The sequence below is a fragment of the Niastella yeongjuensis genome, assembly GCF_900110245.1.
Classification (GTDB): domain Bacteria; phylum Bacteroidota; class Bacteroidia; order Chitinophagales; family Chitinophagaceae; genus Niastella; species Niastella yeongjuensis.
On record NZ_FOCZ01000005.1, the window covers coordinates 604,521 to 631,009 of the forward strand.

The following is a 26,489-nucleotide window of genomic DNA, read 5'->3' on the forward strand; positions in this document are numbered from 1 at the left end:
CCACAAAGGGTATCCAAAAGATGATAAAACTGCTTTTCATCTTACTAATATAGCATTCCGCCTACATTCCCCTTCATCACTCATGTAATTAAGAGAAGCATATGTTTAGCATAAAGATTATCAATGATATAAACATCTGATGGTAAACACTTATGGGGATAAATTGATGATTGGACATTGGTACTTTATACATTATTTTTGTGACAAGTGAAATTAAAATCTGCACATGTTTCTAAAATCGGATTTTTCTTTCTAATATAGTGTTCAATTCCTGTGAATTCCATCGCTTTAAGGCTCCAATCTCACCTATAACAACCTGTTGCGCGTACCATTATTCCTTAGCATAGCTTTTTGTAGCTGTAGGTCCTGACGTCTTTCCATTTATTATCCGGCCCAATTTCCTTTGAAGTAATTCAACTCCAATTTCTATGTCCCTGGCTTAGCTTATATCTAAAGACAATATATACTTATGAAGCAGTTTACCTCTACTCTCTTAATGCTACTGGCATGCATGTACATGTATGCACAATCAGGAACCCTTGATGGCAGTTTTAATGCGCTGGGAGCAACTCCTGGATATGTAATAACCGATATAGACGGAAATAATGATATCGTAAAAGCAATGGTTGTAAAACCCAGCGATAAAAGTATCTATGTTGCCGGTTATATCGACAATGGAGACAAAACGTTGTTTATCGCTCACTACCTAAGCGATGGTTCATTGGATCCGGCTTTTGGACCAGGCGGCGTAGTGAAGTACCAATACTTTACCTCTAGTTTTAATACCACTCTTGCCAATGCCATTGGGTTGCAAAGCGACGGAACGATAGTAGTTGGCGGCTGGACGTATGTAGATGCAAATCGCGACTTCTTTGTTGGCCGTTTCAACGGTGCTACAGGTGCACTCATAAGTCAAACTTACAATAACTTTAGCGACATCAATGACCCTACTGGTGTTGATGAAATCAATGCATTGGTGGTTCTGCCCGATGATAAAATAGTGGTAACAGGAATTACTGAAATGGCGGCTACGGGTTCAGATCTAACCATAGCCCGTTATACAGCGGCCGGCACGCTTGATAATACCTTTAATAACCCTGCAGGTTATATTGTACAAAACATGGCCGGAGATGATATAGGCAATGCTATAACCGTTGATAAAACTTCTGGCGACATTATAGTAGCCGGCGTTGCTAACGATCAGATCGTAAATTCGGATTTTGCCATCGTTCGCGTAACTTCAGCAGGTTTACCCGTTACCAGCTTCACCAGGGACCTCTTTACCGGAAGTTCGGATAAAGCCACAGCTGTTGCCATTGACCGCAATGGTAATATGGTGGTAGCAGGCGTTACCAACAATCCCCAGGATATAGCTCTTGTTCGTTTTACGCCTGCAGGCGCACTGGATCTCCTTAATTTTGGCGGTGGTACCGGTATTGTGACCACGGGTATTACCAGCACCAGTGGTGAAAATGTAAGCTCGGTAATTATTCAGGACGATAACAAAATTGTAGTAGGCGGCAACACCGAACGCGCAAGTGGTGATTACGACCTCGTGCTGGTTCGCTATGACAATGCCGGTAATATTGATGCTGCATTCGGCAATACCACCCCTACCCCCGATGGTAAAACGTTGCTGACCCTCTCAGGTGCCGATGAAGACCCGGGAGCGATGTTGTTATCTGGCGATAAAATATATTTTGCAGGCCACAATACCGATATCGTACTGGCGGTATTTACCAATAATAATTATGCGCTGCCATTGGTATTGTCATCATTCTATGCACAAAAGCAAACCAGCAAAGTAGTGCTGCAATGGCAAACGACCAGCGAAGAAGGCGTTAAACAATTTTTGATACAACGCAGCAGTGATGGTAAAACCTTCCAATCTATTGGCACAGTAGCAGCAACAGGCAACAGCAGCCTTACCAAAAACTACTCATTTGCCGATCAGTCACCGTTCATGTCTACCAGCAACTATTATCGGTTGTTGATGCAGGATGCTGATGGCAACTATAAATTCAGCAAAATACTCATCATTAAATTCGATGGTCAGTTAACCACCAGCCTGTCGGTATTCCCTAACCCAACCAATGACGTACTGCAGGTGCAGCTGCCCGATGGTATGACCGGCACCGTAGCGTTACAGATCATTGACCTCAATGGCCGTGTGATAAAACGGAACAACCTGGCTTCTGATGGCCACGCGCTGAACACCACAATGGATGTAAGCACACTGATAAGAGGCGTTTATATCCTCAAAGCACAAGCCGGTAATACTACCGTTATCAGCCGCTTTATCAAAAAGTAAACAACTAACAACAGCTCCTCTATAATGTAAAAGCCCTCCCGATGCATCGGGAGGGCTTTTTTTATATCTTGTACGTTCATTATCCGCCTACAGTTCCATCTTTGTACCTTACTTTCTTCTTTCCTGAATTCTTCTTCTCAAACTCTACCACTTCCTTTGGTTTGGCTACCTGTTTCTTTTCAGTGGTTGGCTGGGCTTTGGCTGTTTCTTCCAGTTTACCCAGTGTATATACTTCTGAGCGAACTACCTGGCCGGAAACGGGGTCATAATATTTCCATACCCCATGTTTTATGGCCGCGCCTTCATTTTTTACAATAACGGTGCGGTAGGTATCAAATTTATCGGGGTCTTCAATTTCCAGGGTGTCATACTCTTTATCGGGGTTCAGCGCCTTCCAGCTTTGTTCCAGCTTCAACTGGCCATCTTTGGTAAAATAGCGGCATACACTGTCCTTCAACCCCCATCGATAATATTCTATGCCTACCAGGTCGCCCATCAGGGAATATAAACGCCACTCCCCTTCCTTCCGGTTCTTTTCAAACCAGCCTTCTTCTTCGTACCCGGCCTCGCCGCGTACCTGATCATAATGGATCTTCCAGGGCCCCCATTTACGGTCAATTTTATCAATCCGGTTCAGCGTATCGCCCGATGAAGTAAGTTTATAGCTCTTCCATTGGGCAAAACTGCTCATAGAAAACATCAACAGGAGCACAAATAATATCGATCGCATTGTAACAGATTTGATAATGGTAATAAAACAACCTACCCTCGCAATAATAACGCCAGGCTGATCTATTCATTGCCGGTAACTAAAGTTGGTCCTTTGTTAAAGTTAGGTATTGTTCTGCTTTAGACAGGAGGTATGAAGTGAGAGGTATGATATAGGAAGTTCCCGGATTTTCAGCAATCCGCCAGCATTCAGGAGTCTGCGATTACAGACTTCTTCCTATTTCTTACGTCCTACTTCTTATTTCTTTATTTATCAAGCAGATACGTTAAAGCTAACTCGTATCCCTTTAAACCGAGCCCGATAATGCTGCCGGCCGATTTGCCCGATACGTGCGATAGTTTGCGAAACTCTTCCCTTGCATGTACATTGGAGATGTGTACTTCTACTACCGGGGTTTTTATGCTTGCTATGGCATCGCCGATAGCTACAGAAGTGTGGGTATAACCGCCGGGGTTCATAATAATGCCATCATAATCGAAACCAACCCGTTGTAATTCATTGATCAGTTCGCCTTCCACATTGCTCTGGTAATACTGAATATCCACCTGGGGATACTTGCTTTTCAGGGTTACCAGGTAATCGTCGAAGGAAGTACTTCCGTAAATCCCTGGTTCGCGTTTACCTAACAGGTTCAGGTTGGGACCGTTGATGATAGCTATTTTCATAAAAATAAGGAGAAAAGAAAGGGTGGATAAACCACCCTTATTATATTAATTCATATACTCTTTGATCATATTGATGAAGTCATCGAACAGGTAACGGCTGTCGTGCGGACCAGGCGTGCTTTCGGGGTGGTATTGAACCGAGAAAGCCGGTTGCTCTTTCATTCTGATGCCTTCGATGGTATCATCGTTCAGGTTCATGTGCGTAACCTCGATGTGTGAAGCTTTCTTAACAGCTTCAGGATCAACACCGAATCCATGGTTCTGGGTGGTCACCTCGCATTTACCGGTAAGCAGGTTCTTAACGGGGTGATTCAATCCACGGTGGCCATGGTGCATTTTAAAGGTATCGATGCCATTAGCCAGGGCTATTAACTGATGACCAAGGCAAATGCCAAAGGTTGGCACTTTCTCATTCAACACATCCTTTACAGTGGCAATGGCGTAATCCATAGCCGCAGGGTCGCCGGGACCATTTGACAGGAAATAACCATTTGGTGCAAAGGCTTTCAGCTCGCTGATGGGCGTTTTAGCCGGGAACACCTTTACATAAGCACCACGCTCTACCATACAGGTAAGAATGTGTTGTTTGGTACCGAAATCGAGCACGGCGATTTTAACCGGTGAGTTGGGATCGCCGAGGGTATATGGCTCGGTGGTGCTTACCTTGCTGGCCAGCTCCAGACCGTCCATGTTAGGCGTTTTTGCCAGTTCTTTTTTCAACTCCTCCACATCCAGAATTTCGGAAGAGATGATACAGTTCATGGCGCCTTTGGTGCGCACGTGGGTTACCAATGCGCGGGTGTCAACCCCTTCAATACACACAATATTGTTTTTGATCAGGTATTGATCAAGAGATTCAGTAGCCTGTTTACGACTGTATTGTTCTTCCAGGTTGCGTCCGATCATACCACGGATCTTTACGCTATCAGATTCAACATCAGAGTCTTTAGTTCCATAATTACCTACGTGCACGCTATTCATGATAACGATTTGCCCATAGTAACTGGGATCGGTAAATACTTCCTGGTAACCGGTCATACCGGTGTTAAAACAAATTTCACCGGTTGTAGTGCCAATTTTTCCAAAGGCTTTACCGAAATGAACGGTGCCATCTTCCAACAACAATACAGCGGATTTTTGTACAGTATTCGACATCTTTCGTATAAAAAATTTTGCAAAAATAACACAATAATTAACGAACTAGGACAAATTCTTGTTCACAGGATAGGGAAATTTTGAGGTAAGACTCAGTTTTCCGAAAGGGCAAAAAAAAGCAAGACTATTAAAAGTCTTGCTCCTTTATAAGAACCAATTCGGTCATTATTACTTCGCTGCTTTTTTTGCTGGCTTTTCTTCTGTTGCTTCAGCGGCAGGAGCGGCAGTAGTATCATCAGCTTTTTTACGGCTGCTTCCACCACGACGAGTTCTCTTCGCAGTTTCTTTAACTTCGCCTTTTCCTTTTCCGTAGATCTCGTTGAAGTCAACCAGTTCAATCATAGCTGTTTCAGCGTTATCACCCACGCGGATACCCAGCTTAATGATGCGGGTATATCCACCAGGACGGCCACCAACTTTTTCGGCGATAGTTCCGAACAGTTCAGTAACAGCCTCTTTGTTTTGCAGGTAGCTGAACACTACACGACGCTGATGCGTGGTATTATCTTTAGCCTTTGTGATCAAGGGCTCGATAAAGGTGCGCAGTGCTTTTGCTTTTGCCAATGTGGTGTTGATACGCTTGTGATTAATCAGTTCACAAGCCAGGTTTTTCAGTAACGCCTTCCGGTGGGAGGTCGTTCTGCCCAGGTTGTTAATTTTGTCGCCGTGACGCATGACAGATTGTTTTTAATCGGCTACACCGTGTCAGGAATTGTAACCTACGTTTTGAATTACTGATGTAAGAAGTATGAAATAAGTGGTCTTACTTCATACTTCCTACCTCGTGTTATTTTGAAAACTATAACTCTTCTTTATCCAGACCTAACTTGCTGAGATCCATACCGAAGTGTAAACCTCTTTCAGCCAGAACCTGCTCAATTTCAGCAAGTGACTTCTGACCGAAGTTTCTGAACTTCATCAGGTCTTCCTGCTCGTATTGAACCAGCTCGCTCAAGCTGTTGATCTTTGCAGCTTTCAAACAGTTGAAAGCGCGTACAGACAGATCGAGGTCTTCGAGTGGGGTTTTGAGAATTTTGCGCAGTTGCAGCATTTGCTCATCCACCACATCCTCTTTCTTATCTTCTTTGTTATCGAAAGTGATGTTCTCGTCAGTGATGATCATCAGGTGCTGGATCAGGATGCGGCTGGCTTGTTTCACCGCTTCTTCAGGGTGAATGGTACCGTCCGTAGAAACGTCCATGATCAGCTTTTCGTAGTCAGTACGCTGTTCAACACGGGTGTTTTCGATAGCATACTTTACGTTTTTGATGGGGGTGAAGATGGCATCAGTTGGGATATAACCAAATGGAGCATCTTTCACTTTGTTATCTTCAGCAGGAACATATCCGCGACCTTTTGAAACGGTCAGTTCAATGTCCAGCTTGGCTGACGAATCCAGAATACAGATCAACAGATCGGGGTTCATGATCTCGAAGTTTTGTGTAGCTTCTCCGATCATACCGGCTGTGAATTCTGACTTATTTTTAATGCTCAGGGTGATTTTCTCCTGGCTCACTTCATGATCTACTTTCTTCTTAAACCGAACCTGTTTCAGGTTCAGAATGATCTCCAGCACATCTTCGGTAATACCCTTGATGGTAGCAAACTCGTGGTCTACACCTTCAATACGGATACCTACGATAGCAAACCCTTCCAATGAACTCAACAATACTCTGCGCAAAGCATTACCAATGGTTACACCGTAACCAGGTTCTAACGGGCGAAACTCAAACTGAGCTTCGAATTCCGTTGCTTTTTGTAAAACTATTTTGTCAGGTTTCTGGAAATTTAAAATTGCCATATTATAAATTTCTATTTTTTACGTTGTAGAATGTGAGTGATTAAGGTAAGCGCTTTACTGATACGGATCAGGATTCACGATTACTTGCTATACAACTCAACAATCAACTGCTCCTTAATGTTCTCAGGAACGCTTTCACGCTCTGGATAAGCTACGAAAGTACCGCTCATCTCAGATTCGTTCCAATCGAGCCAGCTGAACTTTGCATTCTTACCGCGGAATACGCTGGTAATAGCAGTGTTTCCTTTATCTTTTTCTTTAACGCTGATGATATCGCCAGGTTGCAACTGAAAAGAAGGGATGTTAACCACCGCTCCGTTTACAGTAATGTGTTTGTGCGATACCAGCTGACGTGCACCAGGACGTGAAGGAGAAAGACCCAGGCGGTAAACAGCGTTATCCAAACGTGACTCCAGCAATTTGATCAGGTTTTCACCAGTTACACCTTTTAAGCGGGCTGCTTCTTCAAAGGTTTTGCGGAATTGTTTCTCGAGAACGCCGTAAGTATATTTAGCTTTTTGCTTTTCTTTCAACTGTAATGCATACTCTCCTGGAGCTTTACGCTTTTTAGAAGGACCATGCTGACCGGGAGGGTTGCTGTTCTTTGACAGATATTTACCATTGCCTAAGATAGGCTCGCCGAAAATACGGCAGATTCTTGTTTTTGGACCAGTGTAACGTGCCATGTTGTTATTTAATAAGATTTTTTGGTGACGATACACGATCATAAAAAATCTCAAAAATCAATCGTGCATCCTTTTTGATATATAAATAAATATAATGATTTGGGGCTTCCAAATCACTATATCATAAAATATTACTACACTCTTCTTTTCTTAGGAGGACGGCAACCATTGTGAGGCAGCGGAGTTACGTCTTTGATCATCGCAATCTCGATACCATTCTGAGACAAAGAGCGGATAGAGCTCTCGCGACCGGCGCCGGGTCCTTTTACATATACATCAACTTTTTTCACACCTGCATCGAAGGCAGTTTTTGCAGCGTCAGCAGCGGCCATCTGAGCGGCATAAGGCGTGTTCTTTTTAGAACCCTTAAAACCCATTTTACCGGCACTGCTCCAGGAAATAACCTGGCCATTCTTGTTGGTAATGCTGATGATAATGTTGTTGAAGCTTGCTGAAATGTGAACATCACCGTAGGTGTCAACCTTCACAATTCTTTTCTTCGCAGCGGCTTTTGCGCTGGGCTGTTGTGCTTTTGCCATAATTGTTAATAGGTAATCTTAAAGTTTTAAAATATTCCGCGTGAGCGAAAGCCAGATCAACACTCCGCCTGCACCTGCATCTGTAATTGACCTGTTATGGTGCATATAAAATGCCTCAAGCTATAAGCTTCAAGCCACAAGTCATTATAAAAAACGGCTTGCAGCTTAAGGCTTCTAGCTTGGTGCTATTATTATTTCTTAGGTGCTTTCTTTTTACCGGCAACAGTTTTCCGTTTTCCTTTACGGGTACGGCTGTTGGTACGTGTACGCTGGCCACGAACAGGTAAACCTTTACGATGGCGCAAACCACGGTAGCAAGCGATATCAAGCAAACGCTTAATACTCATTTGCACTTCAGAACGCAACTGACCTTCTACTTTCAGTTCGTTGGTAATAATGTTACGGATTGCATTCAGTTCGTCATCATTCCATTGATGAACTTTCTTGTCCAGTGAAATGCCTGCTTTAGTCAGGATATACTGGGAAGTTGCACGACCGATTCCAAAAATATAAGTAAGACCTATTTCGCCTCTCTTATTCTTGGGTAAATCTACACCGGCAATACGAGCCATATCTTTCTTTTATTATTTTTTTATTTAATGAAGCAAATCACAACTGTAATGAGTTAAGATTAACCTTGTCTTTGCTTGAAGCGCGGGTTCTTTTTGTTTATCACATATAACCGGCCTTTTCTACGCACAATTTTGCAATCGGCGCTACGCTTTTTAATTGATGCACGAACTTTCATAACATTTATTTATTTACAGTGCTTTTGAACTTATTTATAACGGAAGATGATCCTTCCCCTCGTTAAATCATAAGGGCTCATCTCCACTCCCACTTTATCACCCGGCAAAATTCTGATGTAGTTCATCCTCATTTTACCCGAGATAGTTGCCAGTATCTCATGCCCATTTTCAAGTTTTACCTTAAACATTGCGTTCGATAAAGCTTCTATAATAACTCCATCCTGTTTGATCAGCGGTTGTTTACCCATATAATTTTAAGGAGCGCAAAGATATGAATATCGCCCTAAAAAAGAAAAAAATAAGAAATAATTAAAAATAATTGCCTGTTTTCCCTTTAATTCCCGGCAAATGTATGCAAAAAAATACAAGGCGCATCGACTGGTTCAGGTGCTACAACATCCCCATTCAACACGCCTTGTATGTATTTAAAAAGTTGACTACTAACAACTTAATGCACTGCTGCGGACATCAGTTCCACCTTGGTCATCTGGTAATAATGGTTTTGCAGCTGATGTACACTGATTGCCTGGTTCAGGTACCGGTGATCTTCCCGCCACCATACTTCCAGGCTCGAAAAGTCGTCTTTTTTGGGCAACAACACCCTAAAAGAGCCTTTCATGTACTTGGCACTCCCATCCCCATTCTCGTGCCTGGTAAACCCCAGCTTCTCCATTTCCTCGTTATTCAGGGCAATCGGATACAACTCCCCCGGCCCATACCAAAACTCATTTCCGCCGGCTTCCACCAACGCTTTTCCTTCGGGTCGGTCAACATCCTTTACCATTCCCTCTCTTTGCTGGCCTTCATATTCGGCCAGTACCATATCTCCGAATTTAAGATCTGAAATTTTGATCATATGACAGCATTTTTAGTTGATTTCTAATTTACAAAAGGCTGCCCATATAACCATATTATCTTTTTAATTGAAGAATTATCGGTTTTAAAGAGCTGTTTTAGGTGCAAATTTCAGGGCGCCAGTCGCCGGTTGCCGGGCTTTTGCTTCGATTTCGAAAACCGATTGCCGCGAAACGGGAAACCGGTAACAGGTAACTGGTAACTGGTAACCGGTAACTGGTTTATTCAATTACAAAGGCTTCTGCCAGCTCCTCGGCCTTTTCCGCTACCGTAGGCTTTTTAGCAAGTTTGTGCACTACCTGCTTGTTTATGAAGTACATCATGATCATTACAACGGTCATAGATGACATTACAATAATGCCCAGCGTGCTGTAATGATGTATTTTTCCATCCGCTCCCTGGTTGATCACCATACCGGCCAGCATGGCTGCTGCCCCGCCGGCCAATTGCTGCACAGATGCATTAACGCTCATAAAAGCGCCCCTGTCCTTAGCCTGAGGGATGGCACTGATCAATGCGGAAGACGTTGACATTCTGGCCATAATACCGGCAAACATGAGTACATTTATTACAATCACCCACCCAAGCGGCGTTATACCCAGATTGGTATAAACAGCCACCATGGCCATGGTCAACACAGTTCCCCCAATAAACACGCTGTATTTGCCCAGTTTATCGCCCAGGAAACCTGCAAGCGGACCAAACACAAAGGTGAATATGCCCGAAATACCATATAAAACCGGCAGTTGCTCATTGGTTATTCCCAGGTTGTTTACACTGAAGGCACTGCCAAATGGCATTAACATATACCCACCGGTAGCCAGTAAAGTAGTGGTTAAAAATGCCAGCAGGTAATTGCGGTTGGAAATGGTATTGCCCATATGAACGATCGGGTTGTGATCGGTGCGTATCTTCAGGTGATCGGCCACCGGTTTCATTTTCAGGGCAATGATGATACCTGGAATAACGCCTACTATGGCAATCAGCCAGAAGGGTGAGTGCCAGCCATAATGGTTGGCCAGGAACAGGCCAATGGGTAACCCCAGCACCTGGCTGGCCGCAAAGGCCATTTGGATAAAGCCCATTACCCTACCCCGCACTTCCAGCCTGAACAGGTCAGTTACAATGGCCATACTCACAGAGCCAATGACCCCGCCGAATAATCCGGTTACAATACGGGCTATCAGCAGAAAATGGTAATCGGTAGCCATGGCACAAAGGGCCGTACCCATTAAAAACCCGATATAGAAAAATATGAGCAGTCTTTTACGGTCGAATTTATCGGCAAAGCCGGCTGCCAGTATACCGGAAACGAAGGCGCTGAAGGCATACCCCGACACCACATTCCCAAACTGGTGCGTTGAAATTTTCAATTTTGGCATCAGCATGGCGCCAAGCGGCGACATCACCATAAAATCAAGGATAACAGTAAATTGTAAAAAGGCAAGGATGGCTATCACAAACACCTCATATCCTGAAAAGGATGGTTTGGGTGTTTTAGTTGGTTTGGTTGAATTCATTTGATTCGGTTTGAAAATTAATTAATCAGGCAGTTCTTCACATAAGTACCCGGCATCGGTCACCATACGAATGATGTCGCCCGGCAATAACCATGACGTTTCAATGCGCAAAACATTGTCGATGTCATGCTCGTCCACATTCCACCGCAGAATGCCAGCTGTATCACCCATTAAAGGTGAAATACGATGGATATCTTTTGCAGACACCAGATTGGTTTTGAAAACCAATACCCGCAAGGTTCTTTTCGCGTAAGAAGCAAGTTTAATGTTATTCATAAAAATGAACATTCATTTACTTAATTGGACAAAAAAATATTAAGGTTTGAGCGCCTTCAATACCAATTGAAGGGTTTGGTCAACCGCGCTATCGGTGATCTTGAAATTGTCACTGGCCGGTGTTTCTCCCTGAACATGGAATTTTATCAGCTGATATAACGGGGCGAAAGCAACAGACCAGTATACTTCAAAAGGCAGTGGCGTGCATTCGCCTTTATTGATGGCGTTATGCATGAACTTACCCAGCACATCTCCAAAAGTTGTTCTCATCGTTTTTTTGATGCTATCATAAACGGGAGTATACCGGATCTGCTCGATGAATTGAACATCCAATGGATAGTTCAAATAAAATTCCAGCCTGTTTTTCCACTGAACGGCCATGCCCTCGGCAAACGACATTTTGGTATGAAGTCCGCGTAAACTGATGTCCATCATCCGGATGCTGACTTCAGTCGCGATCTTGACTACCAGGTCATCCCGGTCGTTGTAGTAAATGTATAAGGTAGCGGGCGACACCCCGGCGGCCTTGGCCAGTTTTTGCATGCTGAAACCGTCAAGACCTTCCTTTACGATCATTTCGATCGCCTTTTCGCGGATACTATTTTCCTTATTGGCATCTCTTGTGCGCATCGGGAGCAAATATAAATGAATATTCATTCACTATTAAACATTTTCACCGAAATTTCACCGAGGTTGGGAAAAACAGGCGCTGAATAGTAGCATAAGGCTAGTATACTGGCCTGGGTATTGCCTGAATACTCCCTGGGTATTGCCTTATAGCCATGGGGAATCCCAGAGAGGTTGCAGGCAGTCTCCGGGCAATATCCCGGCCATCCGGCCACCATTTCAGTACTATAACGGTACCATCTGACTACAATATGCGTTGGGGATATCCTAAAACCTAACACAGACTTCACCCGGACCTCACCCGGATAAATTCCCTTCCTGGTCCCTGTTTGGTCCCTGCGAGGTCCCTGTTAAGTCCTTGTGAGGTCATCTTGGAACCAGTCACTATTCGCCTACGCTTCCGTACGGAAATGAACCCACGCAGATTAAAAATGATCCCCGAAATTAAAATCTTAACAGTGACTTTTAATACCCTTAACATATTTCCTGGAGCGCGTACATTATAGTACCTTTGTAATCAGATACATCATGCAACGAAAACAACATGCCCGTTGTCGTAGTGCAGTCAGCCATGAACACAAATATTATGAAAAAAACAATTCTGTTTACCTCGCTGCTCCTGCTGCTTTTTGCAGCCTGCCGCAAAGCGAATAATCCAACGGTTTATGACCTGGGGGTAGACGTACAGAGTAACTTCGACAACGATAATGTGCAGGTTTTAATAGACAATCAGCCTTTAATAAAACACACGCAATTAAGCACCAGCAACCTGCTGGGTTTCGCCACCAGTATTTCTACCGCCAATACCGAAGGTAAACATATCATTAAAGTAGTAGTAAACGATACAACCGTACAAAGCGAAAGCTTTACCCAAAGCGGTGATCTGTATGTAGGCATCAATTATAACAAAACAACCGGCGCCATTACTTTTAGATTTTCCCCGCATCGGTTCGTGTACGATTAATTGAAAGGATTCTCTTCAACATATTTATCCTCCCGATTTGCCGGGAGGATTTTTTTTGCCCTTATGAACGCTTTTTATAGTTGATCACAGCCCAGGTGTTCAGCACCGCGGCAAAACCCAGCAAGGTAAAAATATGTGTGCCGATGTCTTTTAACCCACTCCCCTTCAGCACTACCATCCGCATTACATCGATAAAATAAGTAACCGGGTTGAATTTTGTAATCACCTTTGCCCAGGCCGGCATGCTATCTATAGAAGTATACAACCCACTTAATAAAATAAACACCATCATTAAAAAGAACGACAACAGCATAGCCTGTTGCTGATTACTGGTATAGGTCGATAAAAGCAATCCCAGCCCCAATACGGCTAACAGATACACAGCTGCAAACGTGTAGATAACCCCGAAGCTGCCCAGCGGCATAATGCCATAGGCCACCCGCGCAATGGTTAAGCCAATGGTCAAAATCAGTAAACCCAATATCCAGAACGGGATAAGTTTTCCCAAAATGAAGTGGTACTTCTTAACAGGGGTTACATTGATCTGTTCTATGGTACCTATCTCCTTTTCCCGTACAATATTCAACGAGGCCAGAAAAGAACCCACCATGGTCACCAGCACTACCAAAATACCAGGCACCATAAAATACTTATAGTTCATGGAGGGGTTGAACCAGTTACTACTGGTTACTTCCACCTGTAACTCCGGGCTGAACCGCGGCAACTGGACCCACTTCAACCGCACTTCCCGGTTATAATCCTGGATGATCGTTTGCAGGTAGGCGCCCCCCAGGTTGGCCTTTACGCCATTGATGGCATTGATGGCCATAAACAGCGTAGACTCGTTTTCACTGATCAGCTTCTTCTCAAAATTGGCCGGGATCTCCAGCACCAGGTCCGATTTATCGTGTTCCACCTGTTGCAGGGCATTGGTGTAAGAACCGGAATAATCCTGTAACCGGAAATAACCCGAAGCCGTTACTTTGTTCACCAGTTGCCGGGAATATTGTGAATGGTCATGGTCTACCACGCTCAGTTGAATATTCTTCACTTCATAATCGGCCGCCCACGGCAGGATCAGCAATTGTATGGAAGGCATCATAAAAATGATGCGGATGATAGAGGGATCGCGGAAGATCTGCCGGAACTCTTTTTGTAACAAAAAACGTAAGGTTCTCATATAAATAATTTATGCGAGTCTTATTTTGAAATTCCGAATGCTCAATACCAATAAAAACAACAGCATGCCGACAAGGATCAATGTCTCCTTCCATACAGCTGTTATACCCAGCCCTTTTATCATCACCTCTTTTACAATGTAGTAATACCATTTGGCCGGCACTATATTCGAAATGACCCGTAATGGCAGGGGCATATTTTCAATAGGGAACATAAACCCGCTCAACATGATCGTTGGCAGAAACATACCTGTCAATGCAATGAACATAGCGGTTTGCTGAGAATCGGTTTTGGTAGAGATCAACAATCCAAATGCCAGACAGGTAAGTGTAAACAAGATGCTTTCCAGGATCAACAACAACAAACTGCCATTGACGGGCACATCCAGTACAAACACACTGAGCAGCAAAATGCTTGTGATATTTACAATGGATAATAATAAATAAGGAACGGCTTTGGCCACTACTATCTTGAAGGGCTGCATGGGCGATACCAGCATAATTTCCATGGTGCCTAATTCTTTCTCCCGTACAATGGTGATGGCGGTCATTAAGGTACATACCAGCATCAACACCATGGCCATAACGCCCGGCACAAAACTATAGGCCCCTTTTAACTGCGGGTTGTACAACATCCGCATCTCTGTATTGATCGTATAAGGCAGGCGGCGGCTGTTGGTAATGCGGTCCTGGTAATCAAGGATAATAGCTGTGGCATAATTCGTCAATGTATTGGCCACATTGGGGTCCGATGCATCGGCGATCAGTTGTACCTGTGCGGTATTGAAATGGTCCAGGTCATTGGCGAAGTTTTCAGGAAAAACAACAGCCAGTTTGATCGTGCCTCTTTTAAACGCCGCTTCAATTTCCGGGTAAGAATGAATGTCTTTCACCACATCAAAATAACGGCTGGCGTTCAATTCACTGCGAAGCGCCTGTGTAGCCACATCGTTCGACTGGTCGAAAATAGCGATCTGCGAATTCTTTACTTCATTGGTCAGGGCAAACCCAAAGATCAGGATCTGCACAATAGGCATACCCAATAAAATAAATAACGTACGCTTATCGCGCAGGATATGATGGAATTCTTTCTTTACAAAAGAAACGAACTGTTTCATAAGAATGTTTTGTGAATAGTTAACCTGTCAACTCAATCACCGCTTCTTTTAGCCTGTCGTGCCAGTTTTAAAAACACTTCATCCATAGATGACACGCCGAATGTCTTTTTCAACTGCATAGGTGTATCCAATGCATCTATTCTGCCATCAACCATAATAGAAACCCGGGTGCAATACTCGGCTTCATCCATATAGTGGGTGGTGACAAAAATGGTGATCCCCGATTCCGCTGCTTTATAGATCATATTCCAGAACTCACGCCGGGTAACGGGATCAACTCCACCGGTTGGTTCATCGAGGAAAACAATTTCCGGCTCATGAAAGATCGCAACGGAAAATGCCAGCTTTTGTTTCCAGCCAAGTGGCAATGATCTTACAAGCTTATTGGCCTCTGCTTCCAGGTGCAGTTCCTGCAGCAGAAAGGCAGTTTTCTCCTTTATAAAGGCATCGGTTTTACCATAGATCCCCGCGTAAAACCGGATGTTTTCCCGAACGGTGAGGTCTTCATACAGCGAAAACTTCTGGCTCATATACCCGATGTTTCGTTTTATTTGTTCGGTTTGTTTATATACATCAAACCCTGCTACGGATGCAGTACCCGAAGTGGGGATCGACAACCCGCATAACATACGCATGGCCGTTGTTTTGCCAGCGCCATTGGCGCCCAGAAAACCGAAGATCTCTCCTTTCTTTACCTCAAACGAAATGGCGTCAACAGCTGTGAAATCACCAAAGCGTTTGGTAAGCGACTCAGCGTGTATGGCAATGTTATTTGTGCTCATGGCTTTCCGTTTTCATCAATGCAATAAAACAATCTTCTATATCAGCTCGTATAGAATGTACATTTACATGGTCTAATTGCTGCTCTTGTAAGTAAGTAGTTACTGAAGCAGTTGTATAACCATCCTTTAATACCACATGGTGGTATTCCCCAAAGGGATAAGCATCCAGCCCCCCTTCGTACTGTTGCAACAGGTTCAACAATTGCAGCATATTGTCATCTTTTACCGCCACCAGCGGATGCTTGTACGAAGCGATTACGCCATCCGGCGTGTTTACCGATAAGATGGTCCCATTCTGTATCAGGGCTACACGGTCGCACAGGCTGGCTTCATCCATATAAGGTGTTGATACAAGAATTGTGATGCCCTGCTCTTTAAGACTGCGTAACATTTCCCAGAACTCCTTTCGCGAAACGGCATCTACGCCCGTAGTCGGTTCATCCAGGAACAAGACTGATGGTTTATGGATCAGGGCACAACTCAGCGCCAGCTTTTGCTTCATACCACCCGATAGCTTCCCTGCCCTTCTGTCTTTAAAAGGTTCTATTTGTGAATAGATGTCTTTAATGAGATCGTAATTCTCCTGGATGGTGGTATTAAAGATGGTAGCAAAGAATTCGAGGTTTTCTTCAATGGTGAGGTCCTGGTACAGAGAGAAACGGCCGGGCATATACCCTACCCGCTGGCGAATGGCTTTAAAATCTTTTACCACATCAAGGCCATCCACCGATGCAGCTCCACCATCGGGCAATAATAAAGTGGTAAGAATGCGGAATAAAGAGGTTTTACCTGCCCCATCGGGACCAATGATACCGAAGAGCTCACCTTTCTCTACCTCGAACGAAACACCTTTCAGGGCCTGAACCAGATCCTTTTTCTTACCATACTGCTTCGTGAGGTTATTTGCAACTACTGAAGCCATGTTTGTGCGTTTACGTGCTTATTTAAATAATACTTCGCCGTACATCCCAATCTTCAGGTAGCCATCATTCTTTACCCGCACCTTAATAGCGTATACCAGGTTGGCCCGTTCTTCTTTGGTTTGAATTGTCTTTGGCGTGAACTCCGCTTTGTCAGACACCCAGGTAATAGTGCCCGGATATTCGCGGTAAGCATTCGCCCCGCTATCGATCATCACTTTAACCGCCTGGTTCAATTTTATCTGCGGCAATTGCGTACCGGTAATATATGCCCGCAGGGTGAGCGTATCGAGGCTGGCGATCTTATACAATGCTTTGCCTGCAGCGGTTACCTCACCAGCTTCGGCATACTTGGTAATAACAGTACCGCCAATGGGGTTTATGATCTGGGCCTTGTTGATCTGGTCGCTCAGTTGTGCCATTCTTTTCTCCAGTGGTTTCTGTTCGCTGAGCACCGTTCGGTTTTGCGTGCTGGTGTTGGTCTTTTGTACATTGATCTGCTGCCGGGTAACTTCCATTTGATTTTGCAGCACTTCTACCTGCGAGTTCATATCATCCAGCTGTTTGCCCGTGGCGGCATCCTGTTTAAGCAGGTTCTCGATGCGGGTACGTTCATGCAGCATATTGTTCAGCTGCGACTGCTGTACATTCAATTGCTCCTGTAACAATTTTATTTGTGGCCGTACATCGGCAGTTTTATCGTGCAGGGCAGCTATGCTCGCCTGAACCTGTTCCTTTTGTAACGATAGGTTTTCTGCATCGATGATGCCTACCACCTGCTGGTTGGGAATTGCTTGCCCTTCAGCTACATTGAACGATAACAATTTTCCGTTTTGTTCAGCCGAAACGATCACTTCATCTACTTCAAACGTTCCCGATGCATCAAATTTGGGGGTATTGCGGTTACAGGCAGTAACAAACACTGCTGCTGCAAGAAGGGTTATAACAAGTTTGTTCATGTTCTTTTATTTTTTAAACAGTAGCGTGATTATTGATTGCCTGCAATAGTACGGGCATTGATCTGCGCCATTAACAGTTGCAACTGATGGGTAATGAGCGATTGTTTGGCCTGGTCTTCGGCATTCACTTCTTTTAAAAAATCGTTAACCGTGATCACCCCGTTTGTGAGTTGTGCATTGGCCGCTTCTTTTACCTGCGCCCGTATGCCAATGATCTGTTGGTCGCTTTGTATCAGTTGTGATAATTTATCTACCTCAGCCTGTTGTTGTTTCAATTGCGTATTGGTATTCAGCATAAACAATTCCTTTTGTACATCTACCATTCGCTGATTCACCTGCAGCAGCTCGCGTTCTTTTTTGGTTGTATACAAATTTCCCAATGCCCAGTTGAACCGCAACCCGGCGATATAAAACCAGTCAAAATTATTATTCAATAAATTCAACGCAGGCCGGCCATAACCGCCCTGGATAAACATACTGGTGCGGGGCCGGTTCTTTGCGCTGATCAACCCGTTTTGTACCTTGAATAATTCGCTTTGATAATTGTATAATTTCAATTCAGGCCTGGCTACCGGTTCTTGTACCAGGGTAGCCGGAATAACAGGTTGTGCCAATTGTATATCTACGGGTAATTGTTTGTTTACAAATAACGATAACACATCTACCAGCCCTTTTCGATTCGCCTTCAATTCTATTATCCGTTGATCGTTCTTCATCAATTCCGCCTCCAGGGTCAGCTGGCTCGACCGAAAGGCCGTTCCGTTCTTCACCTGCGCTTCTACCCGTTTAATACCCAGTTGAATATCGCCCTTTACATAATCCACCTGTTTCACCTGTTCATCTACCAGCAAAATACCGAGGTACAGCTGGTTGATGCGGTCTTTTACTTTATACAGTTCAACTTCCGCTCTCTGGTCTTCTACCAATTCATTGGCAGTTTGCACGTTTTTCTGCGCCGTGATATTGCCGCCATCAAACAACAACTGATTTAGTTCGGCCTGTACCTTATACTGGTCTTTACCCGGCACATCGAGTTTTATGCCCGGAATGGTTATTGGTATTCTGGTTACATCCGATTGATAAGTAGCCTGCCCCGAAACAGTAAATTGAGGAAAAAAACCCTTGTTCAGATTTTCTATGGTAAGATCGGCGGTCCGGCGCACCAGGTCTTTTTGTTTTATGAACGGATAATTCTGCCGCGCCAGATCATATGCCTGATCCAGCGTAAGCCGGTTATCCTGTGCCTGCACCCCAATGGCCAACAACAGCCCCATCATTCTTAAACAGTGCTTAATCATTAGGTTTAACCATTTAGTTAATAGCATGACAAAAAAATTTATTTCTTAATTGAGTCCAAGACAAACTTTACTACGGTTTTTTTGCGCATTTCCATCAGTTTCACAAACTCTTCGTCCGTTGCTTTGGTAATCCATTGTACCATGGGCCGGGCCAGGAAGGGGAAAATGCACATCGACACCATATTCACCATTAATTCAATGCCTTTAATGGGTTTTATTTCTCCTTTCTTTACCAGTTTTGTGATCAGTTCATCTACTTTATCGATCGGGGGACGTTGATTCCCAAAGATCTTTTTGATCGCGTCTTTAGGATTCCGGTTTATTTCATTCAGGATAAATATGGGTAATAACGGGTTCTGTAACAGGGTATCTATATATTCGCCTACGAACTTTTCTATCTTCTCGAACAAGGTAAGTTCCGACATCATAATGGAGGTTACCTTAGGCATAAACTTCCGGGCCTCTTCCATAAATATCATCTCGAACAGCTTCTCTTTACTGCGGAAATAATAGTGCAGCAATGCCTTGTTAATGCCTGCCTTATCGGCAATATCCTGCATGCGGGCACCATCGATGCCCTTTTCCATAAATACCTGTTTGGCGGCTTCCAGGATCTTTTGCTCTGTGCTTTTATCGTTTTTTCGCTCTTTGATCACTCGGTTTAACCATTTGGTTAAACACAAAGGTAAAGTCTAAAATCTGATAGTGCCAAGCTTTCCCGGAAAAAATAATAAAGAAAATATTATTCTAACATGCACGTTTTATACGTGCTAACACCAAACCAAAGACTTTATGAAAAATGGAGTTTTATTTATTTTACTGGGTATTACTGCGTTAGGTTCCTGTAAAAAATACGTAGAAGAAAAGGACCTCGATAAAGAAATAATAGTGGAAATTCCAGTATACAGTATTGGGTACGGGTATAGCACTGCCCACCCCAACTTCACCAGCCTTCCGCCTTATACTTATTTGGTTGACTTTGACAAAAGGGATTATCCAAAGGTAGATTCCATCACTTTAAATGCGCTCCTGGAAACACAATATGCATCGGACACTGCAGTAATCAGGCTTTTTAATGTAACTGATAATGTCGCCATCGAAAATTCATCCCTTTCCTATTCAACGCCCTATCGTGATAGTGCAAGGCTGATCAATACAAATAATCTTTACAAATCATTACCCGATAAGCGGGTGACACTGGCCATTCAGACAAGAGGCACCGGATTAGGGGGAGTAACCAGAACGTTTTTAAAATTAAGACGTAACTAACACCTCACATATTGAAAAGCCCCGATCGGGGCTTTTCTTTTACATGTCTAATTTCTTATTTTAACATATTCATTTCCTTACTCCGCCCAGCTCATGGTATAATCGGGATTTTCAATACCCAATGCTTCCCGGGTCAGTTGCAGCGGATGAAAAGTATCTACCATAACGGCCAGCTCTTTTGTTTCCTTCGCGCCAATGCTTTTCTCGACTGTACCCGGATGCGGTCCATGCGGGATACCTGCAGGGTGCAGCGTGATCATGCCCCGCGTTACATTCTTGCGGCTCATAAAATCGCCATCTACATAGTACAATACTTCATCGCTATCGATGTTACTGTGGTTATACGGCGCCGGTATGGAGTTGGGGTGATAATCGAACAGGCGCGGACAAAAGGAACACACCACAAAATTATTCGCTTCAAAGGTCTGGTGCACGGGCGGTGGCTGGTGTACACGGCCGGTGATGGGTTCAAAATCATGAATGCTGAAGGCAAACGGATAACAATATCCATCCCACCCAACTATATCGAACGGATGATGGCCGTAATGCAGGTTATACATCATGCCCCGCTTTTTGGCGCGGATCAAAAAATCGCCCTTCTGATCAAAAGTGGGCAGATTTTGCGGCGCCCGGATATCCCGCTCACAATAAGGTGCATGTTCCAGTAATTGTCCATATTTACTCAGGTACTTTTTGGGGAACCGGATGGGACTAAATGATTCCACAATGAACAGGCGGTTAATGTTATCCTTGAATTGTATCTGGTAAATAGTGCCGCGGGGAACAACCAGGTAATCGCCATAGCTAAAGGGCAATTCGCCATACATGGTGCGCAGCACGCCCTCGCCTTCATGAATAAAGATCATTTCATCGGCATCGGCATTCTTGTAAAAATAATCCTGCATACCGCCCTGGGGCGCTGCCAGTACAATATGACAATCATTGTTCACCAGCACGGGAATACGGCTTTGCAAATAATCGATGGCAGGTTTTATTTTGAAACCTTCAAAGCTGCGATGGCGCAGCATTTTTTCTTCAGCCACCTTTGGTGCCACATCGTACGAAGGCTCAGTTTTTATAATAGCGGTGGGTGGATGGCAATGGTATAACAACGAATAATCATTGGAGAACCCTTCGGTGGAGAACAACTGCTCTGCATACAGGGTACCATCCGGTTTGCGGAATTGGGTATGCCGTTTATGCGGAATACTCCCTAATTTATAATAATATGGCATAACAAGTTGAAAATTTGAATATGCTTACCCGTCTTCTCTGCCGGCTGGCGGATCCGGCGGGTGAAAATGAAATACAGAAGAATAATAACGTGTGGAATTGGGTGATTTATAGAGAAAGCTCAAGGGTTTTGAGCAGAAATACATATTTCCAACTCCGTTTATCGATCCAATAGGTAAAATTGCGAAAGAATGGCATGGCAGTGATCGTTCACATAAAGTTAATAAATACCAAGTGGAAAAAGCAATTTTGAAATTTGGGGCATAAAAGGGAAAAACCGGTAATTTGCGGCCCGAATTGAGTCAGACGAAATCCTAAATAAATTCAGATGAAACAGCATTTAATCCTTACCAAAGATAGACAGATAAAGGCTTCTCCTGAAAAAGTATGGAGCGTGTTAACCGAAAACCAGTGGATAGAGCAATGGCTGGGCGTGCAAATGATCACTGACTGGAAAACCGGCAGCCCTATCGCTTTTACCTTCGTATACAAGGATAAAGAAGTAAAAGACAAAGGCACACTGCTGCAGTTTGAAGTGGGCAAAGTACTTTCTTATAACTACTGGAGCGTATTTTCGGCAACGGAAGACAGCCCGGAGAACTATTCAGATATCACCTTCACCCTTACGCCCGAAGAAAATGGTATCCTGTTGCAATTGACACAAACTAATTTTGCCTCCCAGATGCTGTTCGCCCATGCCGAAAAGAACTGGGCCGATACCCTGGACACTATAAAAAATCTGGCTGAGTCAGCATCAGGTTACCGGTTGTAAAGCACCCGGTTGCCTTTTACCCCGGCAATTACCATGAAGCGAATAGGACTGATATCTGATACACACGGCTATCTCGACGACGCAGTTTTCAAACATTTCGAAAACTGCGATGAGATCTGGCATGCCGGTGATTTCGGGAATATTGCCCTGGCCGATAAACTGGCTGCTTTTAAACCGTTAAAAGGGGTATATGGCAACATAGACGGTCTGGACATTCGTTCGGTATATCCGGAAAAATTACGCTTTACCTGCGAAGGCGTGAACGTATATATGATCCACATCGGTGGCTATCCACCTAAATATAATACTGCAGTAAAAAAGGAATTGACGGCCGACCCGCCACAACTATTTATTTGCGGCCACTCTCATATACTGAAAGTAATGTTCGACGATAAACTACAATGCCTGCATATGAATCCCGGTGCCGCAGGCAACCAGGGCTGGCATAAAGTTCGCACCCTAATCCGCTTTGTTATCGATGGAAGTAATATGAAAGATTGTGAAATAATTGAATTAGGAGGCCGGGTTCTTACTTCGTAGTTATTTCACCTTCTCATTGTAGATCGCATCTAATAACCCGCCACTGAACGTATCTTCTCCCAGTTGCCAGAACATAATCCCATTCAGCTTTTTATACTTTGCATAAGCCGTTTTCAACCGCATGGATCTGGGATCGTCATACGTTACAAACAGTTTTTGTGCGGCATTATACATCCAGGGTGCGCTGGCAACCGGGTCCCAGTGAGCTACAAAGCCACTGTCTTGTGAAAGCATGGTTGGGAATGCTTTAAACGGCACCCCACGCTTGAACTTTCCCGGTTGGTACAAACCATTGTTTACACTGTCTACATTTTCAAATATGCGTGCATAGAAGGCAGCGCCGATCACCAGCTTGTTGCGGGGAATACCTATAGAATCGAGGTAGCGAATGGCATAATCGGTAGATTCTTTTTGCTGTGGTGTGGAATACAAAGGCGTATGGTGGCCGGTAACGGTACTAAAGCCATTGATGAGGTCATAGGTCATTAAGTTTACCCGGTCGCACACCTGCATTACTTTTTTCCATTCAACAGCTTGTTCGAGGAAAGTAGAAAAACCGCCGGCGGCAAAACTGATCTCCTGCGTTTTGCCAATGGTCTTGCGCAATTGTTTTACCAGCTGCGTAAAATTGGGTTTATCTTCAGGCACAAACCGGTGACCAGGGTAACCAGAGATGGCAGGGTATTCCCAGTCCAGATCAATTCCATCGGCCTGAAAATAATCGAGCAGGTTCTTTACAGATTGAGCAAATACCTCCCTGTCCTTTTCATCACTGAATACCTGAGAGCAGGTTTCGCAGCCACCCCATCCACCCAGGGATAACAAAACTTTCAACTGGGGGTTCCTCCTTTTTAATGATACCAGCTTTTGAATGATCAGGCTGTCGCGCGCATTGTCAACAACCAGCACGTTTCCTTTTAAATGACAAAAGCTAAAGATGATGTGGGTCAGTTTTTCAACGGCAAAACTATCAACCTGTTCCGGCGGACCAAAGTAATAAGCGATAACAGTAATTGGCTGTCCTTTTCTTGATTTTTGTGCAAACACATTGAAACAAACAGTAATCAGTAGCAGTGCTGTTATGGCGAAGCGGGTCATTTGTTGGCGTTTTATGTAATGTACACTGAAACATCGATTCAATGATTGCCATTCATAAATTAGGGCTTACGGGGATGGTTAAGGCCAAAACTTAACTATCCTAAGGATCAAAAAAAAGCCCTCCCGACACATCGGGAGGGCTTATAACAATTTATATAAAGTATATTATCCTTTCGCAAACTGAGAACGGATAACGTTCAGCGCACCACCTGCTTTAAACCATTCGATCTGTTGTTTATTGTAGGTGTGGTTGAGGGTTACCTCATCCTTGCTGCCATCTTTATGGTTCAGCACCATAGTCAATGGTTTGCCGGGAGCAAATGAACCCAGTCCAACGAAATCAATGCTATCGTCTTCCTGTACTTTATCGTAATCTTCTTTGTTAGCAAAGGTCAATGCCAGCATACCCTGTTTTTTCAGGTTGGTTTCGTGTATACGGGCAAAGCTTCTTACCACAATAGCGCGAACCCCTAAGTGACGGGGCTCCATGGCAGCGTGCTCACGGCTAGAACCTTCACCATAGTTTTCGTCACCTACTACTACTGAGCCGATACCTTTTGCTTTATAAGCGCGTTGGGTAGCAGGTACTGCACCGTATTCGCCGGTCAATTGGTTCTTTACTTTATCAGTTTCGTCGTTAAAGAAGTTTACAGCACCGATCAGCATGTTATTACTGATGTTATCGAGGTGGCCACGGAATTTCAACCATGGGCCGGCCATCGAGATATGGTCGGTGGTACATTTGCCTTTTGCTTTGATCAGCAGTTTCAACCCTTTCAGGTCAGTGCCTTCCCAGGCTGCAAATGGTTCCAATAATTGTAAACGTTGTGAATCACCGGCTACTTTTACAACAACTCCGCTACCGTCAGCAGCAGGTGCAGCATAACCAGCATCTTCAACTGAAAAACCTCTGGGTGGTAATTCAACACCGGTAGGTTCGTCGAGCATTACTTCTTTACCTTCTTCGTTTTTCAGTTTATCTTTTAACGGGTTGAAGGTTAAGTCACCGGCAATAGCGAAAGCGGTTACGATTTCTGGTGAAGCTACAAACGCGTGGGTTGAAGCCAGACCGTCGTTACGTTTTGCAAAGTTGCGGTTGAATGAAGTGATGATCGAGTTTTTACGTTTAGGATCATCGATGTGGCGTGCCCATTGACCAATGCAGGGTCCGCAGGCGTTAGCCAGTACAATACCACCGATTTTGTAGAAAGTATCGAGAAAACCATCTTTTTCAATGGTAAAACGTACTACTTCAGAACCTGGGGTGATCGTGAATTCAGCTTTAGCTTTCAATTTTTTATCAACGGCCTGTTTTGCCAGTGAGGCAGAACGGCTGATGTCTTCGTAAGAAGAGTTGGTACAGCTACCGATCAGGGCCACTTCCAGTCTGGCTGGCCAGTCGTTGGCTTTTACAGCTTCAGCAAATTTAGAAATGGGCCATGCCAGGTCTGGCGTAAACGGACCGTTTACATAAGGCTCCAGTTCATCGAGGTTTATTTCAATCAGCTGATCGTAGTATTTAGCGGGATCAGCATATACTTCTTCGTCAGGGCGCAGGTATTCTTTGATCTGCGTAGCAGCAACGGCTACTTCTTCGCGGCCGGTTGCGGTGAGGTAAGCAGCCATTTTCTCATCGTAAGCAAACAATGAGCAGGTTGCACCAATTTCAGCACCCATGTTACAGATAGTAGCTTTACCGGTAGCGCTTAAGCTATCGGCACCTTCACCAAAGTATTCAACGATAGCACCGGTACCACCTTTTACGGTTAAAATACCAGCTACTTTCAGGATCACGTCTTTGGAAGAGGTCCAGCCGCTCATTTTACCGGTTAATTTAACACCGATCAATTTGGGCATTTTCAGTTCCCAGGGCAGGCCGGCCATTACGTCAACGGCGTCGGCACCACCTACTCCAATGGCAATCATACCTAAACCACCGGCATTGGGCGTGTGAGAATCGGTACCGATCATCATACCGCCGGGGAAGGCGTAGTTTTCCAGGACCACCTGGTGAATGATACCAGCTCCGGGTTTCCAGAAACCGATACCGTATTTATTGGAAATAGAGGCCAGGAATTCGTATACTTCTTTATTTACTTCGTTAGCGGTTTTCAAATCTTCCTGAGCGCCGGTTTTCGCCTGGATCAGGTGATCACAATGCACGGTAGAAGGAACAGCCACTTTTGCCCGCCCACAGGTCATAAACTGCAATAATGCCATTTGTGCGGTTGCATCCTGCATAGCTACACGATCAGGCGTGAAATCTACGTAATCAACTCCGCGCTCATGTGCTTTTTCTGTAGGAAGAAACAGGTGGGAATATAATATTTTTTCTGCTAATGTAAGGGGACGACCTACCAGTTTACGCGCTTCAGCTACCTTCTCGGGCATTCCGGCATAAACCTTTTTAATTAAGTCCAGATCAAAAACCATGATTTTTCGTT

29 protein-coding genes are annotated in these 26,489 nt (G+C 44.2%); 5 read left to right on the forward strand and 24 right to left on the reverse strand.

Translation table 11 applies throughout. From position 1 onward, the window contains the following. Positions 1–469 precede the first annotated feature (469 nt). A complete protein-coding gene (locus BMX95_RS16485; RefSeq protein ID WP_081203530.1) occupies positions 470–2,311 on the forward strand; it encodes a T9SS type A sorting domain-containing protein in 1,842 nt (613 codons plus the stop codon). A gap of 79 nt (positions 2,312–2,390) precedes the next feature. Here BMX95_RS16485 and BMX95_RS16490 read toward each other — a convergent pair whose 3' ends face one another. The 14 genes from BMX95_RS16490 to BMX95_RS16555 all read right to left on the reverse strand — a co-directional run bounded on the left by BMX95_RS16490 (position 2,391) and on the right by BMX95_RS16555 (position 11,917). After that, positions 2,391–3,041 carry a toxin-antitoxin system YwqK family antitoxin gene (locus BMX95_RS16490; protein WP_133054040.1) on the reverse strand — a complete coding sequence of 217 codons (651 nt, stop codon included), beginning with the start codon at positions 3,039–3,041 and terminating at the stop codon, positions 2,391–2,393. A 245-nt stretch (positions 3,042–3,286) separates the two neighbouring features. Next, the gene (gene aroQ, locus BMX95_RS16495) at positions 3,287–3,706 is read right to left on the reverse strand and encodes a type II 3-dehydroquinate dehydratase (RefSeq protein WP_081203532.1); all 420 of its coding nucleotides are present in this window, start codon (positions 3,704–3,706) and stop codon (positions 3,287–3,289) included. 45 nt (positions 3,707–3,751) lie between these two features. After that, positions 3,752–4,861: a glutamine-hydrolyzing carbamoyl-phosphate synthase small subunit gene (gene carA / locus BMX95_RS16500; protein WP_081203533.1), complete on the reverse strand. Its 1,110-nt coding sequence runs from the start codon at positions 4,859–4,861 to the stop codon at positions 3,752–3,754. A 168-nt stretch (positions 4,862–5,029) separates the two neighbouring features. Continuing rightward, positions 5,030–5,536, reverse strand: a complete 507-nt coding sequence (rplQ, locus tag BMX95_RS16505) for a 50S ribosomal protein L17 (protein ID WP_081203534.1) — start codon at positions 5,534–5,536, stop codon at positions 5,030–5,032. Between the two features lie 124 nt (positions 5,537–5,660). Then, positions 5,661–6,662, reverse strand: coding sequence for a DNA-directed RNA polymerase subunit alpha (locus BMX95_RS16510; RefSeq protein WP_014220627.1), 1,002 nt, complete (start codon positions 6,660–6,662; stop codon positions 5,661–5,663). 80 nt (positions 6,663–6,742) lie between these two features. Beyond that, entirely contained in the window at positions 6,743–7,348 is a 606-nt protein-coding gene (rpsD, locus tag BMX95_RS16515) for a 30S ribosomal protein S4 (protein WP_081203633.1), read from the reverse strand. A gap of 134 nt (positions 7,349–7,482) precedes the next feature. Then, positions 7,483–7,887, reverse strand: coding sequence for a 30S ribosomal protein S11 (rpsK, locus tag BMX95_RS16520; RefSeq protein WP_081203535.1), 405 nt, complete (start codon positions 7,885–7,887; stop codon positions 7,483–7,485). 191 nt (positions 7,888–8,078) lie between these two features. Next, on the reverse strand, positions 8,079–8,459 hold the full coding sequence (rpsM, locus tag BMX95_RS16525) for a 30S ribosomal protein S13 (RefSeq protein WP_081203536.1): 381 nt from the start codon (positions 8,457–8,459) through the stop codon (positions 8,079–8,081). Between the two features lie 59 nt (positions 8,460–8,518). Beyond that, positions 8,519–8,635, reverse strand: a complete 117-nt coding sequence (gene ykgO, locus BMX95_RS16530) for a type B 50S ribosomal protein L36 (protein WP_010519235.1) — start codon at positions 8,633–8,635, stop codon at positions 8,519–8,521. A 30-nt stretch (positions 8,636–8,665) separates the two neighbouring features. Then, a complete protein-coding gene (infA, locus tag BMX95_RS16535; protein ID WP_014220632.1) occupies positions 8,666–8,884 on the reverse strand; it encodes a translation initiation factor IF-1 in 219 nt (72 codons plus the stop codon). Between the two features lie 200 nt (positions 8,885–9,084). Further along, entirely contained in the window at positions 9,085–9,492 is a 408-nt protein-coding gene (locus BMX95_RS16540; protein ID WP_081203537.1) for a hypothetical protein, read from the reverse strand. Positions 9,493–9,712: 220 nt separating this feature from the next. Next, the gene (locus BMX95_RS16545) at positions 9,713–11,011 is read right to left on the reverse strand and encodes an MFS transporter (RefSeq protein ID WP_081203538.1); all 1,299 of its coding nucleotides are present in this window, start codon (positions 11,009–11,011) and stop codon (positions 9,713–9,715) included. Positions 11,012–11,032: 21 nt separating this feature from the next. Then, positions 11,033–11,287, reverse strand: a complete 255-nt coding sequence (locus tag BMX95_RS16550) for a hypothetical protein (protein WP_133054041.1) — start codon at positions 11,285–11,287, stop codon at positions 11,033–11,035. 39 nt (positions 11,288–11,326) lie between these two features. Continuing rightward, positions 11,327–11,917, reverse strand: a complete 591-nt coding sequence (locus BMX95_RS16555) for a TetR/AcrR family transcriptional regulator (protein ID WP_244898109.1) — start codon at positions 11,915–11,917, stop codon at positions 11,327–11,329. Positions 11,918–12,500: 583 nt separating this feature from the next. Between BMX95_RS16555 and BMX95_RS16560 the strand changes: the two genes are divergently transcribed. Beyond that, entirely contained in the window at positions 12,501–12,878 is a 378-nt protein-coding gene (locus tag BMX95_RS16560) for a hypothetical protein (RefSeq protein ID WP_133054042.1), read from the forward strand. Between the two features lie 61 nt (positions 12,879–12,939). Here the strand turns inward: BMX95_RS16560 and BMX95_RS16565 are convergent, their stop codons facing one another. From BMX95_RS16565 to BMX95_RS16595, 7 genes are read right to left on the reverse strand one after another with little or no spacing between them, the layout of a single operon-like run. Next, positions 12,940–14,058, reverse strand: coding sequence for an ABC transporter permease (locus tag BMX95_RS16565; protein WP_081203542.1), 1,119 nt, complete (start codon positions 14,056–14,058; stop codon positions 12,940–12,942). 9 nt (positions 14,059–14,067) lie between these two features. Beyond that, complete coding sequence (locus BMX95_RS16570) at positions 14,068–15,174, reverse strand: ABC transporter permease (protein WP_081203543.1); 1,107 nt, start codon at positions 15,172–15,174, stop codon at positions 14,068–14,070. A 32-nt stretch (positions 15,175–15,206) separates the two neighbouring features. Further along, complete coding sequence (locus BMX95_RS16575; RefSeq protein WP_081203544.1) at positions 15,207–15,956, reverse strand: ABC transporter ATP-binding protein; 750 nt, start codon at positions 15,954–15,956, stop codon at positions 15,207–15,209. Then, entirely contained in the window at positions 15,943–16,878 is a 936-nt protein-coding gene (locus BMX95_RS16580) for an ABC transporter ATP-binding protein (RefSeq protein ID WP_081203545.1), read from the reverse strand. Before BMX95_RS16580 ends, BMX95_RS16575 begins: the two co-directional genes overlap by 14 nt. Before the next feature lie 18 nt (positions 16,879–16,896). Next, positions 16,897–17,835 (reverse strand): HlyD family secretion protein, encoded by a 939-nt coding sequence (locus BMX95_RS16585; protein WP_081203546.1) that lies wholly within the window; start codon positions 17,833–17,835, stop codon positions 16,897–16,899. 29 nt (positions 17,836–17,864) lie between these two features. After that, positions 17,865–19,133: a TolC family protein gene (locus BMX95_RS16590; RefSeq protein WP_081203547.1), complete on the reverse strand. Its 1,269-nt coding sequence runs from the start codon at positions 19,131–19,133 to the stop codon at positions 17,865–17,867. A gap of 38 nt (positions 19,134–19,171) precedes the next feature. Next, positions 19,172–19,789 carry a TetR/AcrR family transcriptional regulator gene (locus BMX95_RS16595; protein ID WP_081203634.1) on the reverse strand — a complete coding sequence of 206 codons (618 nt, stop codon included), beginning with the start codon at positions 19,787–19,789 and terminating at the stop codon, positions 19,172–19,174. A gap of 136 nt (positions 19,790–19,925) precedes the next feature. Here BMX95_RS16595 and BMX95_RS16600 point away from each other — a divergent pair, with 136 nt between their 5' ends. Then, the gene (locus BMX95_RS16600; protein ID WP_081203548.1) at positions 19,926–20,402 is read left to right on the forward strand and encodes a hypothetical protein; all 477 of its coding nucleotides are present in this window, start codon (positions 19,926–19,928) and stop codon (positions 20,400–20,402) included. Between the two features lie 77 nt (positions 20,403–20,479). Here BMX95_RS16600 and BMX95_RS16605 read toward each other — a convergent pair whose 3' ends face one another. Then, complete coding sequence (locus BMX95_RS16605) at positions 20,480–21,637, reverse strand: homogentisate 1,2-dioxygenase (RefSeq protein WP_081203549.1); 1,158 nt, start codon at positions 21,635–21,637, stop codon at positions 20,480–20,482. Positions 21,638–21,963: 326 nt separating this feature from the next. Here BMX95_RS16605 and BMX95_RS16610 point away from each other — a divergent pair, with 326 nt between their 5' ends. Beyond that, entirely contained in the window at positions 21,964–22,407 is a 444-nt protein-coding gene (locus tag BMX95_RS16610) for an SRPBCC family protein (protein ID WP_081203550.1), read from the forward strand. A 33-nt stretch (positions 22,408–22,440) separates the two neighbouring features. Beyond that, positions 22,441–22,947 (forward strand): metallophosphoesterase family protein, encoded by a 507-nt coding sequence (locus tag BMX95_RS16615; RefSeq protein WP_081203551.1) that lies wholly within the window; start codon positions 22,441–22,443, stop codon positions 22,945–22,947. Here the strand turns inward: BMX95_RS16615 and BMX95_RS16620 are convergent, their stop codons facing one another. Both BMX95_RS16620 and BMX95_RS16625 read right to left on the reverse strand, forming a co-directional pair. Further along, complete coding sequence (locus BMX95_RS16620; protein WP_081203552.1) at positions 22,948–24,045, reverse strand: glycoside hydrolase family 18 protein; 1,098 nt, start codon at positions 24,043–24,045, stop codon at positions 22,948–22,950. A gap of 165 nt (positions 24,046–24,210) precedes the next feature. Further along, entirely contained in the window at positions 24,211–26,478 is a 2,268-nt protein-coding gene (locus BMX95_RS16625; RefSeq protein ID WP_081203553.1) for an aconitate hydratase, read from the reverse strand. Positions 26,479–26,489 lie beyond the last annotated feature (11 nt).

What these genes read in the sequence shown, in the direction of transcription:
- BMX95_RS16600 (WP_081203548.1), top strand. Translation starts at nt 19,926, where the DNA reads ATGAAAAATGGAGTTTTATTTATTTTACTGGGTATTACTGCGTTAGGT.
- ykgO (WP_010519235.1), bottom strand. Translation starts at nt 8,635, where the DNA reads ATGAAAGTTCGTGCATCAATTAAAAAGCGTAGCGCCGATTGCAAAATT.
- BMX95_RS16590 (WP_081203547.1), bottom strand. Translation starts at nt 19,133, where the DNA reads ATGATTAAGCACTGTTTAAGAATGATGGGGCTGTTGTTGGCCATTGGG.
- BMX95_RS16550 (WP_133054041.1), bottom strand. Translation starts at nt 11,287, where the DNA reads ATGAATAACATTAAACTTGCTTCTTACGCGAAAAGAACCTTGCGGGTA.
- BMX95_RS16585 (WP_081203546.1), bottom strand. Translation starts at nt 17,835, where the DNA reads ATGAACAAACTTGTTATAACCCTTCTTGCAGCAGCAGTGTTTGTTACT.
- rpsK (WP_081203535.1), bottom strand. Translation starts at nt 7,887, where the DNA reads ATGGCAAAAGCACAACAGCCCAGCGCAAAAGCCGCTGCGAAGAAAAGA.
- infA (WP_014220632.1), bottom strand. Translation starts at nt 8,884, where the DNA reads ATGGGTAAACAACCGCTGATCAAACAGGATGGAGTTATTATAGAAGCT.
- BMX95_RS16560 (WP_133054042.1), top strand. Translation starts at nt 12,501, where the DNA reads ATGAAAAAAACAATTCTGTTTACCTCGCTGCTCCTGCTGCTTTTTGCA.
- rpsM (WP_081203536.1), bottom strand. Translation starts at nt 8,459, where the DNA reads ATGGCTCGTATTGCCGGTGTAGATTTACCCAAGAATAAGAGAGGCGAA.
- BMX95_RS16565 (WP_081203542.1), bottom strand. Translation starts at nt 14,058, where the DNA reads ATGAGAACCTTACGTTTTTTGTTACAAAAAGAGTTCCGGCAGATCTTC.
- BMX95_RS16580 (WP_081203545.1), bottom strand. Translation starts at nt 16,878, where the DNA reads ATGGCTTCAGTAGTTGCAAATAACCTCACGAAGCAGTATGGTAAGAAA.
- BMX95_RS16570 (WP_081203543.1), bottom strand. Translation starts at nt 15,174, where the DNA reads ATGAAACAGTTCGTTTCTTTTGTAAAGAAAGAATTCCATCATATCCTG.
- rplQ (WP_081203534.1), bottom strand. Translation starts at nt 5,536, where the DNA reads ATGCGTCACGGCGACAAAATTAACAACCTGGGCAGAACGACCTCCCAC.
- BMX95_RS16625 (WP_081203553.1), bottom strand. Translation starts at nt 26,478, where the DNA reads ATGGTTTTTGATCTGGACTTAATTAAAAAGGTTTATGCCGGAATGCCC.
- aroQ (WP_081203532.1), bottom strand. Translation starts at nt 3,706, where the DNA reads ATGAAAATAGCTATCATCAACGGTCCCAACCTGAACCTGTTAGGTAAA.
- BMX95_RS16620 (WP_081203552.1), bottom strand. Translation starts at nt 24,045, where the DNA reads ATGACCCGCTTCGCCATAACAGCACTGCTACTGATTACTGTTTGTTTC.
- BMX95_RS16540 (WP_081203537.1), bottom strand. Translation starts at nt 9,492, where the DNA reads ATGATCAAAATTTCAGATCTTAAATTCGGAGATATGGTACTGGCCGAA.
- BMX95_RS16490 (WP_133054040.1), bottom strand. Translation starts at nt 3,041, where the DNA reads ATGCGATCGATATTATTTGTGCTCCTGTTGATGTTTTCTATGAGCAGT.
- rpsD (WP_081203633.1), bottom strand. Translation starts at nt 7,348, where the DNA reads ATGGCACGTTACACTGGTCCAAAAACAAGAATCTGCCGTATTTTCGGC.
- BMX95_RS16615 (WP_081203551.1), top strand. Translation starts at nt 22,441, where the DNA reads ATGAAGCGAATAGGACTGATATCTGATACACACGGCTATCTCGACGAC.
- BMX95_RS16485 (WP_081203530.1), top strand. Translation starts at nt 470, where the DNA reads ATGAAGCAGTTTACCTCTACTCTCTTAATGCTACTGGCATGCATGTAC.
- BMX95_RS16545 (WP_081203538.1), bottom strand. Translation starts at nt 11,011, where the DNA reads ATGAATTCAACCAAACCAACTAAAACACCCAAACCATCCTTTTCAGGA.
- BMX95_RS16575 (WP_081203544.1), bottom strand. Translation starts at nt 15,956, where the DNA reads ATGAGCACAAATAACATTGCCATACACGCTGAGTCGCTTACCAAACGC.
- carA (WP_081203533.1), bottom strand. Translation starts at nt 4,861, where the DNA reads ATGTCGAATACTGTACAAAAATCCGCTGTATTGTTGTTGGAAGATGGC.
- BMX95_RS16555 (WP_244898109.1), bottom strand. Translation starts at nt 11,917, where the DNA reads ATGCGCACAAGAGATGCCAATAAGGAAAATAGTATCCGCGAAAAGGCG.
- BMX95_RS16610 (WP_081203550.1), top strand. Translation starts at nt 21,964, where the DNA reads ATGAAACAGCATTTAATCCTTACCAAAGATAGACAGATAAAGGCTTCT.
- BMX95_RS16510 (WP_014220627.1), bottom strand. Translation starts at nt 6,662, where the DNA reads ATGGCAATTTTAAATTTCCAGAAACCTGACAAAATAGTTTTACAAAAA.
- BMX95_RS16605 (WP_081203549.1), bottom strand. Translation starts at nt 21,637, where the DNA reads ATGCCATATTATTATAAATTAGGGAGTATTCCGCATAAACGGCATACC.